Raw genomic sequence first — 17,072 nt, forward strand, 5'->3', positions numbered from 1 at the left:
AAATATAACGAAATATAACTCTAAATTATTAGAAGTTTTTAGAGAAACTCAAAACCTTACTGTTTTTGTTTTTGATAATACAATGCAGGAAGAAATAAAAGCAAAAATATGGGTTGAATTAGAAATCGTCTCACATAGAAGAGGCCCATTTTGTTAGAGTCTCCATTTTTTAAAAGAATGAAAAAGAAAGCAGCGACTAGAATCACAAAAAAAATCAAATATAAAAAAGAAGCAAATTTTATGGCGTCGATGTCTTTGAATAAAACATAAATTATGGCTAATGAAAGGCTTGTGTTTAGAAAATATCTAAAAAATAAACCGCCAAATAATTGGAGATTATCAATTTCTGGAATGGGTAAATTGAAATAATCACCCTTGAAATAATCTAGAAAAGGATCATAAAACAAGCTGTCTTCGTAGGCTCGAATTAGAACCAAAGCCACGACAAATAACATTGCAAGTGCAATTCTTACTTTATGATTGAATAGTTTTTTTAGCATATTTTGAAAATTTATTGACCCAAATAATCCACAACACAAAAACTACTCCATAAATAAACAATGGAAACAAAACGCCGTGCAAAAAATGTTGCTGTTCAGGATAATAATACATCAAAACACACAAAAGTGCAATTCTAAAAACGTTTAGAATATGAATGAGAATGCTTCCGCCAATGATATATAAAATGGTTGGTTTTATTTTTCCCGAAAAAGCGATTATGAATGAAATAAATAAGATAATTACGCTCAAAGCGTTACAGCCTTCTATTATTCGGGCCATTGATTTTTGATTGAAATATAAATTTACTGCAGGTTCTTTTGAATTTGGGGCGGTTTTGACATCACAATTAAAGAAAAGCAACACATCCTCTGTTTGTTGTGCAACTAGTTTTGTAAAACTATCCGCTTCATTTTTTTTCACATCAAATTGTCCAAGATAAATTTGATAAACAAATGTCAAGAGTAAGTAAGTCAATGAAAATTTGCCTAAAAACAGCAAAAACGGTTTATAAAGAATAAAATATTTTTTCAAAATTAACTTTTTAACAAATTTATATAAAATTAAACAGCCGTATTTAAATACTTTTACAAAAAATAAATGATTATGACTTTCGAAGAATTAAAACCAAAAGTAACCGATATTATTTCTAATTCCAACATATCTAGAGAAGAAAAACTGTTGAAAACATGTGAACTTCTCAGTAACAGCATCGATTACTACAATTGGGTTGGGTTTTATTTTGCCAATCATGAGACCAAAACCCTGCATCTAGGTCCTTATGTTGGTGCAGAAACAGATCATACTGTAATCCCTTTTGGAAAAGGGATTTGCGGACAAGTAGCGGTTTCTAATGCTAATTTTGTAGTTCCTGATGTGGCAGCACAGGATAATTATATTGCTTGCAGTTTTACAGTAAAGTCCGAAATTGTGGTTCCTTTATTTGTAAACGGAGAGAATATAGGGCAAATCGATATTGACAGTCACGTTCTCAATCCGTTTACAGCGGAAGACGAACGATTTTTGGAATTTGTTTGCTCAGAAATTTCAAAAATGTATTAAAGTAAAAACTATTCTAATTTTTATCTAAAATTCTACCATATTCCCAAAGAAATCCGAGTATAGGGTTGAATGGACTTGAATTTAGACCTCGCCTGTTTTTAAAATGGGCGAGGTTTACTGTTTTTATGAAAACCCCAAATTTGTATAGATTGTCTTTTATCACTATTTTTTTTGAATAAAGCATTTATTCTGCTTTATGTTTTATATCTTTGTTTAATATTTATTTGTTTTTGTTAAACAAAATAATTTTAACTCAAATCTATACCTATTTTCATAAATCAAATGTAATTTTCACAAAAATGAAAAATGAAAAACCGGACAACATAGTATTTTCTGATCAAGAGGGATACAACGCTAGTCTATTGCCTTATGCAACAAATGTAGGCGCGCCTGCCATAAAAACGGAAGACGTCGTTGCTTGGAAAACGAGAGGGATTCATCAAGTAAACAAAGAGTTCGAAAATAAGTTCAATGAACTCAAGCAACACTACAAAAACCTGATGGAAGAATACGAGTGGAACGATATGGTTTACAATGCTAAGTTTTCATTTGAACCTGTTATTGGCGAAATCTACCATTTGTACACTGCCGATGATGGTGTTAATTTTCTTTCTTTGATTGGTCCAACCGAATGGAACAAAGAGCATATTGCTACTTTTAAACTCAATAGTGATAAAAAGTGGATCAAATTAGAACCAAATGAAAGGGTTACACAAAACTCAAAATTTTGGTAGTTAGTGTAAAATAAAATGCAATCTAGTGCTTATTTCACAACATAAACTTTGAATAAAACGTCTATAAATATTGTTTGGTTTAAACGCGATTTGCGGTTCTTTGATAACGAAGCATTATTTAACGCACATCACTCAGGTTTGCCTTTATTGTTGGTGTATATTTTTGAACCGTCGGTTATGAATTATGACGATGCAGATGTGCGTCATTGGCGATTTATTTACGAATCGATTCAAGATTTGCAAAGGAAATTGAATGCGTCAAACAGCAAATTGTATTTTTTTCATAACGATGCGAAATTTGTATTTTCAGAAATAATTAAAAATTTTGAGGTGAAAACCATTTTTTCGCATCAAGAAATTGGTAACAAAATCACATTTGACAGAGACATTGCTATGCAAGAACTTTTTCAAGAAAATAATATCGTTTGGAAGGAGTTTCAAATGCACGGTGTCATCCGAAAATTAAAATCGCGACAAAATTGGGACAAACGTTGGGAAGAAGTGATGCGAGCAAGTCCCAAAATCTTAAAAGAATCCGATTTAAAAACCATTCATTTAGATTCTGATTTTTACGAAAGTTTAAAAGGGGAAGTTTTACCAATTGAAATCACAACTCCAAACAAAAATTTCCAGCAAGGAGGCGAGACTTTGGCTTGGCGGTATTTAGACAGTTTTGTCAAAGAGCGTTATGTCAATTATAGCAAACACATTTCAAAACCCGCTTTAAGCAGGAAAGGCTGTAGCCGATTGTCGCCCTATTTAGCTTACGGAAACATCAGTATGCGAATGGTGTATCAATATACGAATCAGTTTTATGAAGCGTCGAAAAACAAACGGGCGATTCTCAATTTTGTTTCGCGTTTGCATTGGCATTGCCATTTTATGCAAAAATTTGAAGACGAATGCGAAATGGAATTCGAAAACGCTAACCGAGCTTATGATACTTTAATCAAACCAAAAAACGAAACCTACATAAAAGCTTGGCAAGAAGGCAAAACGGGCGTTCCCATTGTCGATGCTTGTATGCGATGTTTGGTCGCAACGGGTTACATCAATTTCAGAATGCGAGCGATGGTGGTTTCTTTTTTTACGTTTAATTTATGGCAAGATTGGCGTGAATTGCATTTCTTGGCGAGACAATTTCTGGATTATGAACCTGGAATTCATTATCCGCAAATTCAGATGCAATCGGGCACAACAGGAATTAATACCATCCGAATTTATAATCCCATAAAAAACTCCGAAGAACACGATTCCGAAGGTATTTTCATCAAGCAATGGTTACCAGAATTGGCTGAAATCCCTGTTCATTTATTGCACGAACCTTGGAAAATGAACGAAATGGAACAGCAATTTTATAATTGCAAAATTGGCGAAGATTATCCCGAACCAATAGTAAACATTGAAGAAACCCGAAAATACGCCAGCGATATTGCGTGGAGTTTCCGCAAAAAAGAGGAAGTAAAACAGGAAGGCAAACGAATTTTACAAAAACACGTGAGTAACCCAAATTCAAGAAGAACTAAATCACCAAAAAAAACCTAAAAAATGGCACTATTTTTAAAAGCAAATTGGGAAAATATAATAATGGTAAATTATGAAATTGACCCCGAAATTCTAATTCCTTTTTTACCAAAAGGGGTAGAATTAGATTTATTTAACGAAAAATGCTACATCAGTTTAGTGGGTTTTATGTTCAAAAAAACAAAATTGTTTACTATTCCAATTCCGTTTTTTGGGAGTTTTGAAGAAATCAATTTACGGTTTTATGTGAGACGAAAAGAAGAAAACGGTAGTACAAAACGAGGTGTAGTTTTTATAAACGAAACCATTCCGTATCCAATTGTGGCTTGGGTTGCCAATAAATTATACAACGAACATTACACGGTTGTGCCAACCAAGCACAAGATAATTGAAGAAAAATTATTAAAAAAAATAAAATTTGAATGGTTGTTAAACAAAAAATGGAATTCCATTGCCGTAACAACAGCGACCACATCCGAAAAGATGAAGCCAAATTCATTAGAAAGTTTTATCTACGAAAACTATTATGGATATACAAAAATTAATGAAAACAAAACCGAAGAATACAAATTGCAACATCCAAGTTGGAAGGTAAGTGAAGTTTTGGATTATAAAATTGACTGTGATTTTGAGGCAATGTACGGGAAATCATTTTCGGTTTTAAACCAAACAAAACCCGAAGCGGTTTTCATAGCCGATGGTTCCGCTGTGGCGATAGAATGGAAAAGAACAAAACTAAATTTTGACAATGAAAGGCGTTAAAAAACAAAACCTACCCAATAAAATTTGCGTTGTTTGCAACAAACCTTTCGCTTGGCGCAAAAAATGGGAGAAAGTCTGGAACGAAGTGAAATATTGTAGCGATAAATGTAGAAGTAGAAAATAAAAAATTAAACCATTAAGTTCATTAAGAAAATTAAGATTTACAGTGTTCTTAACTTTCTTGATTTTCTTAATGGTTCGAAAAACTAAGCAAATGAAAAAAACTATAAGATTAATTCTCGGTGATCAATTAAATATAAATCATTCTTGGTATCAAACCGTTGATGATTCGGTAACTTATGTTATGATGGAAATCCGTTCCGAAACTGATTATGCAACACATCATATCCAAAAAATTGCTGGATTCTTTGCGGCGATGCAAGAGTTTGCCAATGAATTAAGAAAGCAAAATCATCAGGTGATTTATTTTCAATTAAACGATGAAAACAACTTACAATCGTTCGATAAAAATTTTCAATTTTTAATTAAAAAAGAAAATTTCGCCCATTTCGATTACCAATTACCCGATGAATACCGATTGGACCAATTGTTGAAAAACTTCTGCAATTCGCTTTCCATTACAACTTCGGTAACGGATTCAGAACATTTTATGAGTTCCAGAAGCGAATTAGGCGATTTTTTTGAAGGCAAAAAAACTTTTCTGATGGAAAGTTTCTATCATATGATGCGAAAAAAGCACAACGTTTTGATGCAAGGAGACAAACCTTTGACTGGAAAATGGAATTATGACGGCGAAAACCGCAAAAAATTACCCAAAGACCACAAACCAACACCGCCATTGGTTTTCAAAAATGATGTTTCAGAAATTGTTGCTGAAATCAATAAAGCCAACATTAAAACCATTGGCACTATTGACGCCAAAAACTTCGTTTGGCCTATAAATAGAACACAATCCTTGGAATTATTAGATTTTTTTGCTACTGAATGTTTGGCGCTTTTTGGAAGTTATCAAGACGCAATGACGCCCAACGAATGGTCTTTGTATCACGCTCGGCTTTCGTTTTCTATGAATTGTAAATTAATTTCCCCGTCAGAAGTCATCAATAGAGCTATTCAAGAATGGGAAAATCGTCCAGAGGAAATAGAATACAATCAGTTGGAAGGTTTTGTTCGACAAATCATTGGTTGGAGAGAATATATGCGTGGTATTTATTGGAACAAAATGCCCGATTATGCTACGATGAATTATTTCAACCACGAAAACAAATTACCCGATTGGTTTTGGACAGGGAAAACAAAAATGAACTGTTTGAAAGATGCCATCAACCAATCGTTGGATTTTGCCTATGCACATCACATTCAACGCTTGATGATTACAGGCAATTTTGCGCTTTTGGCAGGCGTTCATCCTGATGAAGTCGATGCTTGGTATCTCGGAATTTATATTGATGCGATTGAATGGGTCGAAATTACCAACACTCGCGGAATGAGCCAGTTTGCCGATGGCGGAATAGTAGGCACGAAACCGTATGTAAGTTCCGCTTCGTATATTGACAAAATGAGTCATTATTGTGGTTCGTGTTATTATAAAAAAGCCCTAAAAACAGGCGATAAAGCCTGTCCGTTCAATAGTTTGTATTGGAACTTTTACGACAAAAACGAAGATAAATTAGGCAAGAATCCGCGTATTGGTATGATGTACAATGTGTGGCGAAAAATGCAACCCGAAGCCAAAGCCGAACTCTTGCTACAAGCCGATTATTATTTGAAAAATATCAATGATTTATGAAAACTTCAATAGTTTGGTTTAAAACCGATTTGCGATTAACGGATAACGAAACACTTACCAAAGCTATTTTGCAAAGTGAACAAATGATTCCGGTTTATTGTTTTGACGATTCCCATTTTGAAACCACACCATACGGATTCAAAAAGACGGGTCCTTTTAGAGCGCAGTTTTTGTTGGAATCACTTAAAGATTTAGATAAAAACTTACGAGCTTTAGGTTCTGGTTTATTAATCGTAAAAGGGAAACCAGAAATTGAAATTCCGAAAATTGTTAAACACTACAAAGCACAAAAAGTTTTTGCCAAACGGGAAGTCGCTTACGAAGAAAAACAGACTGAGAAATTAGTGCAAGACGAATTATTCAAATTGCGATGCGAATTAGAAACCTTTAGCACCAGCACGTTGTATCACGCCGAGGATTTACCTTTTTCTATCAAAGATATTCCTGATGTATTTACTAATTTCAGAAAGAAAACCGAACAGGATGCCATAATTAGAAATCCATTTGAAAAGCCTAAGCAAATTAATTCGCCAGAAATACCCGTTTTAGGACTTCCTACATTAAAAGAATTAGGCTTAAAAAAAATAAAAATCGACTCTCGTGCAGCAATCCATTTCAAAGGTGGCGAAAGCGAAGCTGTCAAAAGATTAGATTATTATTTTTATCAAACGCAATGCTTATCAAAATATAAAGAGACACGAAACGGAATGGTTGGAGCTGATTATTCATCAAAATTTTCGGCTTGGCTGGCAATGGGTTGTATTTCTCCACGATTTATATATGCTGAAATCAAAAAATATGAAAACCAATTTGGAGCCAATGATTCCACTTATTGGTTACTATTCGAATTGCTTTGGAGAGATTTTTTCCGGTTTATGTTCAAAAAACACCAAACAAAGTTTTTCTTGTATTCTGGAATTAAAACTGAGAAAGTGAACTCAAAATCTTTAAACGAAAAGTTACTTTCACAATGGATAAATGGTACTACAAACTCGGATTTTATTAATGCCAATATGCTCGAATTGAAACTAACTGGATTTATGAGTAACAGAGGGCGACAAAATGTAGCCAGTTATTTTTGCAATGAATTGAATATGGATTGGCGATTGGGAGCAGCCTATTTTGAAGGACAATTGATCGATTATGATGTTTGTAGCAATTGGGGAAATTGGGCTTATTTAGCTGGTGTGGGCAATGATCCTCGTGGGCATCGCTATTTTAATATCGAAAAACAAGCCAATGATTATGACAAAAAAATGGAATTTAGGGATTTGTGGTTGACTAAAATTAAGCTCCAAAATAATACTGAATAATACCTAAGTAAAGGTTAAAATTTAATGTCGTATTTTGTGCCAAAATTATTCAGCACAAAATTTAATTGTTCTTTGAGATTTTCAAAGCTTTTATAAGCATCAAAACCCAGCCAATGATATTTTATTCTTCGCCATAGAATTTCTATCAGATTTAACTCTGGAGAATACGGTGGTAAAAAGTAAATCAAAACATCCTTTTCTTTCCATTGTTCTATTTTAGACATAAACTTCTTTGATTTATGTATTGGTGAATTGTCAAGAATCACAACCGTTTTTTTAATAGTTTGTTCCACAAAACGATCCATAAAACAGATAATTTTATCTGAATTAAATGTTGATTCAAGTATTTCAAAATATAGCTTGTTTTTACGAGTCATTAATCCAACTACATTTTGATATTTGCCTTTAGCAGCAGGCAACAATACTTGATTATCCTTTGTTTGCCAAGCATAAGGCACATTGGGAGTGAGTCCAAAATGACTTTGGTCTCCAAAATATAAATCAATATATCCGCTATCTTCTAAACTCTTTAATGTTTCTATTTGCTTTTGTTTAAATCGAAATTGTTCTTCGTTTCGTTTACCTTTTAATGAGAGTCTAGCTCTTTTCCAACTATAACCCAGTAACTTTTAAAAAATTCTGCAATGTTTTTTTGCAGATGTTGATATTGTGTTGTTCTTCAAAGTAAATTAATACATTTTTTAAATTTCTATTGTGAAGTTCTAATTGCTCCGAAACCTCTTTGGAATAGTCTTTTAAAAGGGTTTTAGCTCCTCTTCCCTCTGATATTGCAAGGGAATCAACCCCGATTTCAGCCCAACTATCAAACCACCGTTCAATGGTTCTGCGACTGACTTTAAAAATAGAGGCCAAGTCCTTAATCTTGTGTCTTTGATGCGATAAAACAAGACATTGACTACGTTTTCTAACAGTATTATTAGGACTATTTTGATGTTGGTATTCCAATACCCCAATCTCTTCTTTTTTAAGTGTTACATATCTCATAAGGAGATAAATATACAAATATTATTACATATAAACAACAATATGCGACATTATTTTATTTTACCTACTTAGATTCTTTATGGCAGGAGACTACAAATAAAGATTTCAAATACATAAGAGTAATAAAGGATTATTATTTGGATAAAGAAACTTACAGTGTAATTGATTACTATAAGACAGGAGCTACGTAAAGAACAGGAACAACAGAAAAAAAAGACCAAATAATGAAAACGGGGCAATTTGTTTCTTTTTACGAAAATGGAAATAGAAAATCGATTGCAAATTATAAGAAAGATAGAATTTATGGAGATTATTATGAACTTTATGAAAATGGTAATAAAAAATTAGATGGCGATTATATAGAGAGCAAAGTTAAATTGGAGACAAGTTTAAAAATCAATCAATTTTGGAATTCTAAAAATATTCAGGAAGTTATCGATGGAAATGGAAATTATGAAGAGATTAAAGATGGCTATTTTGCATCTGGAGATAAAAAACGGATTTAAAGACAGTACTTGGGTTGGAAAAGACAAAAAATTGAAAATTACTTATACTGAAAATTATAACAACGGTGATTTTATTTCGGGAGTTAGTATTGATTCAAATAAAGAGGGACATAAATACACTGTAAGTGAAATTCGTCCTATTCCAAAAAAAGGAATGGATAATTTCAACAGGCATATAGCGAGAACATTTAATACTCCCAAAGTAGAAGGGTTTAAAGGGAAAATTTATGTAACATTTGTAGTTGAAACAGATGGTAGTATTACTGATGTTAGAGTATTGAGAGATATAGGCTATGGCTCTGGAGCCGAAGCTATTCGAGCAGTAAGTTTATACAAAGGCTGGATTCCTGGAGAACAAAGAGGAATAAAAGTAAGATGTAAATTTTCATTGCCAATAGCAGTTCAATCCACACGATGAAAATTATTCTGTTTCGAATTTATTTTCCATACTCATTGCAAATCAAAAAATATAATCTACCTTTGCACACGAATTAAGAAAATCTTGATTCATACATAATAATCATTTAAATAATATTGGAATGTATTTAACAAAAGAAGTTAAAGAAGAAATCTTCGCTAAACACGGAGAAAAAACAAACACAGGAAAGTCAGAAGCTCAAATTGCTTTATTCACTTTCAGAATTAGCCACCTTACTGAGCATTTGAAAAAAAATCGTCACGATTACAACACAGAGCGTTCATTGGTACTATTAGTAGGTAAAAGAAGATCGTTGTTAGATTACTTGAAAAAGAAAGAAATCAACAGATATCGTGAGATTATCAAAGTATTGGGTATTAGAAAATAATCAATATAGAAAAGAGGTGCGAAAGTGCCTCTTTTTGTTTTTACACAAAACTTAAAAGACATTACAAATCTTTTGAGTTTTTACATTTAAAAAAAGTTTGGTTTTTCATTGGGTTTTAGGCATTAACTACGCAACAACAACAACTACAACACAACTAAAATCCATTGTTTAACTTATAGAATTAAATTTTATGATTCCACAATTATTTGTAGAAAACATCGATTTAGGTGATGGCAGAAACATCACAATCGAGACAGGTCGTTTAGCCAAACAAGCTGACGGATCTGTTGTAGTAAGAATTGGTAAAACTGTAATCTTAGGAACAGTTGTATCATCAAGAAAAGCAAGTCCAGGTATCGACTTTTTACCTTTGACGGTAGATTATCGCGAAAAATTTGCAGCAGCAGGACGTTTTCCTGGAGGTTTCTTCAAAAGAGAAGCGCGTCCAAGTGATAGCGAAGTGCTAACTATGAGATTGGTTGACCGTGTATTGCGTCCACTTTTCCCAAATGATTATCACGCAGAAGTGCAAGTGATGATTCAATTAATGTCGTATGACGAAGATGTAATGCCAGATGCTTTAGCAGGTTTAGCAGCATCAGCAGCATTGGCTTTGTCTGACATCCCTTTTGAAACATTAATTTCTGAAGCTAGAGTTGGTCGTATCGACGGAAAATTTATCATCAATCCAAGCCGTGCGCAATTAGCATTATCAGATATTGATATGATGATTGGAGCTTCTATGGATTCAATCGCAATGGTTGAAGGTGAGATGAAAGAAATTTCAGAAGCAGAAATGCTTGAAGCAATTAAATTTGCTCACGAACATATCAAAAATCAAATTTCTGCTCAACTACGTTTACAAGCTGCTTTTGGAAAAAAAGAAACTAGAACGTACGAAGGAGAGAGAGAAGATGAGGCTATTTACGCTAAAGTAAAAGCAGCGGCTTATGATAAAATCTATGCAATTGCAAGTAAAGGTTCAGCTAAACACGAACGTTCTGCAGCATTTGACGAAGTAAAAGAAGAAGTTAAAGCTTTATTTACTGAAGAAGAATTGGCCGTTGACGGAGATTTAGTTTCTAAATATTTCAAAAAAACCAATAAAGAAGCTGTTCGTAACGTAACCCTAGATTTAGGAACACGTTTAGACGGTAGAAAAACTACTGAAATCAGACCTATTTGGTGTGAAGTAGATTACTTACCATCTGTACACGGCTCAGCATTGTTTACACGTGGAGAAACTCAAGCATTGGCAACAGCAACTTTAGGAACTTCTAGAGAAGCAAACCAAATTGACTCTCCATCTGAACAAGGCGAAGAAAGATTCTACTTGCATTACAACTTCCCACCTTTCTCAACAGGTGAAGCGCGTCCTCTAAGAGGAACTTCAAGAAGAGAAGTTGGTCACGGAAACTTGGCGCAAAGAGCATTGAAAAATATGATTCCTGCTGATTGTCCTTATACAATTCGTGTTGTTTCTGAAGTATTAGAATCTAATGGTTCGTCTTCTATGGCTACAGTTTGTGCTGGAACATTATCTTTGATGGATGCTGGTATTCAAATGATTCGTCCTGTTTCTGGAATTGCTATGGGATTGATTACTGATGGTGATCGTTTCGCAGTTCTTTCAGATATTTTAGGTGATGAAGATCACTTAGGAGATATGGATTTTAAAGTAACCGGAACTACCGAAGGTATTACAGCTTGTCAAATGGACATCAAAATTGACGGATTAAAATACGAAATTATGGAAGCTGCACTAGCTCAAGCTCGTGACGGTCGTTTGCATATTCTTGAAATCCTTACCGCTACTTTGGCTGCTCCAAAAGCAGATGTTAAAGCGTATGCTCCAAAAATCATCACAAGAACAATTCCTGGCAACTTTATTGGTGCTTTGATTGGACCTGGTGGAAAAGTGATTCAGGAATTACAAAAAGCTACTGGTTGTACTATTGTTATCAACGAAGTAGACGAGCAAGGAGTTATTGAAATTTTAGGAACTGATCCTGCAGGAATTGAAGCAGTATTAGCTAAAATTCAATCTATTACTTTCAAACCACAAATGGGCGAAGCTTATGATGTGAAAGTAATCAAAATGCTTGATTTTGGTGCAGTTGTAGAATATTTGGCAGCTCCAGGAAATGAAGTATTGCTTCACGTATCTGAATTAGCTTGGGAACGCACTGAAAACGTTGCTGACGTAGTAAATATGGGTGATGTTTTTCAAGTGAAATACCTTGGTCTTGATCCAAAAACTAGAAAAGAAAAAGTGTCAAGAAAAGCACTTATCGCTAGACCTCCACGTGAGTCATAAATAAGAGTATTCAGATCTTAGTTTACTAAAGGTTCATTTATAGAAAGCCCTGTTTCATTAACTTGAAATAGGGCTTTTGGTTTATAATATTTTTTATAAGAATTAAACTATAAAAACATCGTATAATTAATAGTTTATTGAAAGAAAAAAAATATCTTTATCATTCCAAAAAATCTTTAAAAACGATAATTTTAAAAAAGTACTATTATGGCATTCAATATTTTACAAAACACGAAAATTAACACTCAGGTTTTTACCTTCTCAAGTCCTGAAACAGTTACTTATCCAGTAGCTCCTTTAGTTTCGGCAAAATTCTACAGTCCTAATGGTGTATTAACGCTAAAAATTAGAGCTACTTTGTATATGAATTCAGATGACATTGTTCCTCCAATAGTTGAAGAACCTACAGAATCAGCGAATACTTTGACGATGAACTACGACTATGATTTCTCAGAAGTTACTCCAGAAACCTGCGATGTGTATTACATAGAAGTAGATTACACCTCAGATACAGTAGGGAATATTACAACTGTTGAATCTTTTATGATAAACTTAGATCCTGAAACTTCTAGAGGGACTGTGACAGGAGTTGGACAATAATATGAATACCATCTAAATATTCTAATTTACATCTTTTAATTATCCTAAAAATAATTAAAAGATGTAATTATTTAATAGTACTTTCGTTCTAAACTAAAGTTCTCCTTGAAATGACCAAATTGAAACTATTTCTAATTTCATTCTATTTAATCATTCCTTCATTTCTATTTTCTCAAGAGGAAGCTACAAATGCTATTCTTAATAAATCGCTCCAAAAAATCGCTGTTGAATTTAGGACTGAAACCAACTTCAATAAAGCACAATATTTTTTTACAAACCAAAAATGGGATTCTACTTTAGTTTATTGTATGAAACAATTAAACTCAAATCAAAACAAAGAATTAGCTGATTATTGTCATTACTTAAGAGGAAATTCCTTTAGACAATTAAAATTATTTCGAGAGGCTAAAAAAGAGCTTAATTTAGTGTCTAAAAAATTTGTTTTTTATCCATTAGTAAACAAAACTCTCGGCGAATGTTCTTTAGAAATAAAAGAATTTGAAAAAGCCATTTATTATTTTAATGAAGTAGAAAAATCACCAAATTTCGACAAACAAGGCATCAAAATCAGAATTATATATGAAAATTTAGGAGTCAGTTATTTGCATCTCAGTCAATTTAACAAAGCTGAGGAATATCTTTTTAAAAGTAAAAAACTACTAGAAAAAGAAAAAAAATCTGAATCTCTATTTCTTTTGTACACCAATATTGCCAATTTATATTATGTACAATACAAGGACCAACAAGCGATTCCTTATTTCGAAAAAGCGTATTCTTTATCCAAAAAAATAAAAGATTTTGAGAGTAAAGAGATGGCTTCCAAAAATATGTCTGTGGTAGAAGAAAACAAGGGCAACAACTTCAAGAAAGCCTTAATCTATAGAAAGGAATTTGACCAATGGAAAGATTCCATAAACAATCAAAACAAAGTGTGGGCAGTAGCTGATTTTGAGAAAAAGTTTGCTGTAGCTCAAAAGCAAAAGCAAATTAAAGTACTTGAAGTAGAAAACCAGCTAAAAAACAGTCAACGGAATTGGTTGTTTTTCTCTGCAATCTGCTTATTGTTTTTACTAACAGCGGGTGTCTATTTATATGCCCAAAAAGTAAAAAACGCCAAAATTATTCTGCTTCAAAAAGACAAACTCGACGAACTCAACGCCACCAAAGACCAACTTTTTTCTATTGTAAGCCACGATTTGCGTTCATCGGTAAATGCATTGAAAACCAGTAATGCCAAATTATCGGCAACATTGGAAACCAAAAATTACGATGAATTAAACCAGCTAATTATTCAAAACAGCGGCATTGCCAACGGAGCTTACAGTTTATTGGATAATTTATTACATTGGGCTTTGTTGCAAACCAAACAATTGTATTTCCATAAAGAATCAGTGCATTTGTTTTCGATAGTACAACAAATAGAATACGACTACAAGCCCTTATTAATAGATAAATCGATTGCATTTGAGAATTCAGTTTCCAAAAATATTTTTATCTTCGTGGATCTCGATTCGTTAAAAATTGTGCTTCGTAATTTATTAGATAATGCCATCAAATTTTCGAATGAAAACGGCAAGATTAGTTTTTACACGCAAGAAAATAATTCCGAACCTTGTCAACTTGTTTTGCAGGACACAGGCTTAGGAATGGATGAAGACACCATCGCAGCCATTTTAAAAGACAACGAATTGTTAGCCAAAAAAGAAAAGTCCGAAGCCATAGGAACTGGTCTAGGAATGCAATTGTGCAAACAAATGATCAAGAAAAATGGAGGCGCAATTCGAATAGAAAGCGAACTACATAAAGGAACCAAAATGATATTGACGTTCCTAAAAACAGAACAAAATGGATAATATCAATGTGTTGATAATAGAAGATACGCCCGAGCAAAGTGATGCACTTAGCAAAGTACTTTTGGCTAACAAATACAACATTGTAGGCGTTGCTAGAAGTTATACCGATGCCTTAAAACTTTTTTATGCGCAAACTATTGACATCATCGTAATAGATGTTTTTCTTGACGGAAAACCCGACGGAATCACCTTTGCCGAAACCATCAATATTATTCCCAATGCTTCCAAACCATTTGTGTTTTTGACCAGTTCGCAAGATCGTCAAATTTTTGAAAGAGCTAAATTGACCAAACCTTTCAGCTTTTTGATGAAACCGTTCAACGAATTGGAAATTCTTTATGCCTTAGAAATGGCTGTCGAAAAATTCTATGAACAAAACAATGTTTTTCTAAGCGAAGATCAAGATACCGTAATCAGTAATGATTATATGTTCATAAAAAAGAAAAATGCTCTGAAAAAAGTTGCCTTGAATGAGATTCTTTATATAGAAGTCGAAGAACGCTATTGTAATATTATAACCGAAAAAGAAAAGTTTGTTATCCTAATTTCATTAACTAAAATCAGTAATTTACTCGATAAAAATAAATTCATCAGAACGCATCGCAATACCATAGTGAATGTTGATAAAATAGAAGAAATCATCCTTGCCGACAATCTGATTATTCTGAAAGGGAATCACAAAATAAACCTTAGCGACACGTATAAAGATTTTATTAAAAAAATGAATATTTTGTCTTAACTAAGGTTTTATTTTAATGCAAAACTCACTAAATCTTCTCTTGGTCGAGAGGATTTTTTTGTTTAAAACTAAAATTGGAATTTAATGACAATTAAAATGGGCTTCATGACAATCAAGATCATAAAAAAAGAAAAGCTGAGTACATTTGATGAACAAAATAAAAAATAATAAATCATCATGACAGTTTCAAATAATCATATACCCATGTTAAAATTTATCGCACTTTGTCAAAAATTAATGACTAATCCATATGTTGGAGTTTTGTTGTCATTACTACTTATTCTTCCAAGTCTATATATTATTTTGGAAGACATAACAATAGTAAGAAAAGAGTATGTTTTTCTTGTAATTGGAATCCCTTTATACATTTGTTCCTTGAACAGAATTTTCGACGACATCCTAAATGGAGACAAAAACAAGTTCAAATAAAATAAACCAGATTTTCTTTTTTTTTATTTTAGTTTTAGTAATTCCCGTTTCATTCATTTGAAACGGGTTTTTTGTTAAATAAAAAATATTTTCAATCCTTTTGTAACTTTTTTGAAACTCCACACGTATAACCATTTGTACACTTAAAAATTGAGGAGACAAAAACATGAGACAACTTAAAATCACCAAGCAGGTAACCAATCGTGAAACTGCATCATTAGACAAGTACTTACAGGAAATTGGAAAAGTGGATCTTATCACTGCCGATGAAGAAGTAGAATTGGCACAAAAGATCAAAGCTGGAGATCAAAAGGCTTTAGAGAAATTGACCAAAGCCAATTTGCGTTTCGTGGTTTCGGTGGCCAAACAATACCAAAATCAAGGTTTAACACTTCCCGATTTGATTAATGAAGGAAACTTAGGTTTGATAAAAGCCGCACAACGTTTTGATGAAACTCGTGGTTTCAAATTCATTTCGTATGCCGTTTGGTGGATTCGTCAATCCATTTTGCAAGCCTTGGCCGAACAATCTCGTATCGTTCGTTTGCCTTTGAACAAAATTGGTTCGATCAACAAAATCAACAAAATGTATGCTTTGTTAGAGCAATCTAACGAAAGACCACCAACAGCGGAGGAAATTGCCAAAGAATTGGATATGACCGTAAACGACGTAAGAGAATCTATGAAAAACTCAGGTCGCCACCTTTCAATGGATGCGCCACTTGTTGAAGGAGAAGATTCAAACCTTTACGATGTATTGCGTTCTGGCGAATCTCCAAATCCAGACAGAAATTTAATTCAAGAATCATTGCGTACAGAAATTGAGCGTTCATTGGAAACATTGACTCCTAGAGAAGCTGATGTAGTTCGTTTGTATTTTGGTCTTGGTGATCAACACCCAATGACATTGGAAGAAATAGGGGAGACTTTTGACCTGACTCGTGAACGTGTACGTCAGATTAAAGAAAAAGCCATCCGAAGATTGAAACATACTTCAAGAAGTAAAATATTAAAAACCTATTTAGGTTAATAACAGTAACGACGGTCTGATTAACTGTTCGTTTTTTGATTGATGATTGAAACTCCGGCTGATTACCGGAGTTTTTTATTTTTCAAACAAAACTTCCGGTCTGTTCGCAGAAATGCTCGGGTTTCCGGAGTTTTTTATTTTTCA

General features: G+C 33.3%; 20 protein-coding genes. 16 read left to right on the plus strand and 4 right to left on the minus strand.

Features of this window, described 5'->3' with window-relative positions; genetic code table 11:
• Positions 1–56 precede the first annotated feature (56 nt).
• The gene (locus FNW17_RS03050; RefSeq protein ID WP_144070840.1) at positions 57–500 is read right to left on the minus strand and encodes an exosortase F system-associated membrane protein; all 444 of its coding nucleotides are present in this window, start codon (positions 498–500) and stop codon (positions 57–59) included.
• Positions 475–1,032, minus strand: coding sequence for an exosortase family protein XrtF (gene xrtF / locus FNW17_RS03055; RefSeq protein WP_144070841.1), 558 nt, complete (start codon positions 1,030–1,032; stop codon positions 475–477). The genes FNW17_RS03050 and xrtF overlap by 26 nt, the downstream gene beginning before the upstream one ends.
• A gap of 72 nt (positions 1,033–1,104) precedes the next feature.
• On the opposite strand from xrtF, the gene FNW17_RS03060 reads away from it, so the two are divergent.
• The 7 genes from FNW17_RS03060 (at position 1,105) to FNW17_RS03090 (ending at position 7,643) form a co-directional block, all read left to right on the plus strand.
• Positions 1,105–1,560: a GAF domain-containing protein gene (locus FNW17_RS03060; RefSeq protein ID WP_143392018.1), complete on the plus strand. Its 456-nt coding sequence runs from the start codon at positions 1,105–1,107 to the stop codon at positions 1,558–1,560.
• A 299-nt stretch (positions 1,561–1,859) separates the two neighbouring features.
• A complete protein-coding gene (locus tag FNW17_RS03065; RefSeq protein ID WP_144070842.1) occupies positions 1,860–2,294 on the plus strand; it encodes a DUF2452 domain-containing protein in 435 nt (144 codons plus the stop codon).
• Between the two features lie 48 nt (positions 2,295–2,342).
• Positions 2,343–3,839 carry a cryptochrome/deoxyribodipyrimidine photo-lyase family protein gene (locus FNW17_RS03070; protein ID WP_144070843.1) on the plus strand — a complete coding sequence of 499 codons (1,497 nt, stop codon included), beginning with the start codon at positions 2,343–2,345 and terminating at the stop codon, positions 3,837–3,839.
• A gap of 3 nt (positions 3,840–3,842) precedes the next feature.
• Positions 3,843–4,580, plus strand: coding sequence for a YqjF family protein (locus FNW17_RS03075; protein WP_144070844.1), 738 nt, complete (start codon positions 3,843–3,845; stop codon positions 4,578–4,580).
• Positions 4,567–4,704 (plus strand): DUF2256 domain-containing protein, encoded by a 138-nt coding sequence (locus FNW17_RS03080; RefSeq protein WP_143392014.1) that lies wholly within the window; start codon positions 4,567–4,569, stop codon positions 4,702–4,704. Before FNW17_RS03075 ends, FNW17_RS03080 begins: the two co-directional genes overlap by 14 nt.
• Positions 4,705–4,794: 90 nt before the next feature.
• The gene (locus tag FNW17_RS03085) at positions 4,795–6,330 is read left to right on the plus strand and encodes a cryptochrome/photolyase family protein (protein ID WP_185965259.1); all 1,536 of its coding nucleotides are present in this window, start codon (positions 4,795–4,797) and stop codon (positions 6,328–6,330) included.
• On the plus strand, positions 6,327–7,643 hold the full coding sequence (locus tag FNW17_RS03090) for a DASH family cryptochrome (RefSeq protein WP_144070845.1): 1,317 nt from the start codon (positions 6,327–6,329) through the stop codon (positions 7,641–7,643). Before FNW17_RS03085 ends, FNW17_RS03090 begins: the two co-directional genes overlap by 4 nt.
• A 14-nt stretch (positions 7,644–7,657) precedes the next feature.
• Here the strand turns inward: FNW17_RS03090 and FNW17_RS03095 are convergent, their stop codons facing one another.
• Positions 7,658–8,266 (minus strand): IS630 family transposase, encoded by a 609-nt coding sequence (locus tag FNW17_RS03095; protein ID WP_144070846.1) that lies wholly within the window; start codon positions 8,264–8,266, stop codon positions 7,658–7,660.
• Positions 8,256–8,648 carry a helix-turn-helix domain-containing protein gene (locus tag FNW17_RS03100; RefSeq protein ID WP_144070847.1) on the minus strand — a complete coding sequence of 131 codons (393 nt, stop codon included), beginning with the start codon at positions 8,646–8,648 and terminating at the stop codon, positions 8,256–8,258. The genes FNW17_RS03095 and FNW17_RS03100 overlap by 11 nt, the downstream gene beginning before the upstream one ends.
• 224 nt (positions 8,649–8,872) lie before the next feature.
• Between FNW17_RS03100 and FNW17_RS03105 the strand changes: the two genes are divergently transcribed.
• The 9 genes from FNW17_RS03105 to FNW17_RS03145 all read left to right on the plus strand — a co-directional run bounded on the left by FNW17_RS03105 (position 8,873) and on the right by FNW17_RS03145 (position 16,928).
• A complete protein-coding gene (locus tag FNW17_RS03105) occupies positions 8,873–9,154 on the plus strand; it encodes a hypothetical protein (RefSeq protein WP_143391836.1) in 282 nt (93 codons plus the stop codon).
• Positions 9,102–9,572, plus strand: coding sequence for an energy transducer TonB (locus FNW17_RS03110; RefSeq protein ID WP_235893234.1), 471 nt, complete (start codon positions 9,102–9,104; stop codon positions 9,570–9,572). The genes FNW17_RS03105 and FNW17_RS03110 overlap by 53 nt, the downstream gene beginning before the upstream one ends.
• Positions 9,573–9,693: 121 nt before the next feature.
• Entirely contained in the window at positions 9,694–9,960 is a 267-nt protein-coding gene (gene rpsO, locus FNW17_RS03115) for a 30S ribosomal protein S15 (protein WP_143391839.1), read from the plus strand.
• Positions 9,961–10,150: 190 nt separating this feature from the next.
• Positions 10,151–12,277 carry a polyribonucleotide nucleotidyltransferase gene (locus FNW17_RS03120; protein ID WP_143391840.1) on the plus strand — a complete coding sequence of 709 codons (2,127 nt, stop codon included), beginning with the start codon at positions 10,151–10,153 and terminating at the stop codon, positions 12,275–12,277.
• Between the two features lie 207 nt (positions 12,278–12,484).
• Positions 12,485–12,877, plus strand: a complete 393-nt coding sequence (locus FNW17_RS03125) for a hypothetical protein (protein ID WP_143391841.1) — start codon at positions 12,485–12,487, stop codon at positions 12,875–12,877.
• Positions 12,878–12,987: 110 nt separating this feature from the next.
• Positions 12,988–14,730: a tetratricopeptide repeat-containing sensor histidine kinase gene (locus FNW17_RS03130; protein ID WP_144070849.1), complete on the plus strand. Its 1,743-nt coding sequence runs from the start codon at positions 12,988–12,990 to the stop codon at positions 14,728–14,730.
• Positions 14,723–15,469 (plus strand): LytR/AlgR family response regulator transcription factor, encoded by a 747-nt coding sequence (locus tag FNW17_RS03135; RefSeq protein ID WP_143391843.1) that lies wholly within the window; start codon positions 14,723–14,725, stop codon positions 15,467–15,469. Before FNW17_RS03130 ends, FNW17_RS03135 begins: the two co-directional genes overlap by 8 nt.
• 204 nt (positions 15,470–15,673) lie before the next feature.
• Entirely contained in the window at positions 15,674–15,898 is a 225-nt protein-coding gene (locus FNW17_RS03140; protein ID WP_235893235.1) for a hypothetical protein, read from the plus strand.
• Between the two features lie 166 nt (positions 15,899–16,064).
• Entirely contained in the window at positions 16,065–16,928 is an 864-nt protein-coding gene (locus FNW17_RS03145) for a sigma-70 family RNA polymerase sigma factor (RefSeq protein ID WP_143391845.1), read from the plus strand.
• The last annotated feature ends 144 nt before the right edge of the window (positions 16,929–17,072 follow it).

Source organism: Flavobacterium franklandianum, assembly GCF_007097365.1.
Classification (GTDB): Bacteria; Bacteroidota; Bacteroidia; order Flavobacteriales; family Flavobacteriaceae; genus Flavobacterium; species Flavobacterium franklandianum.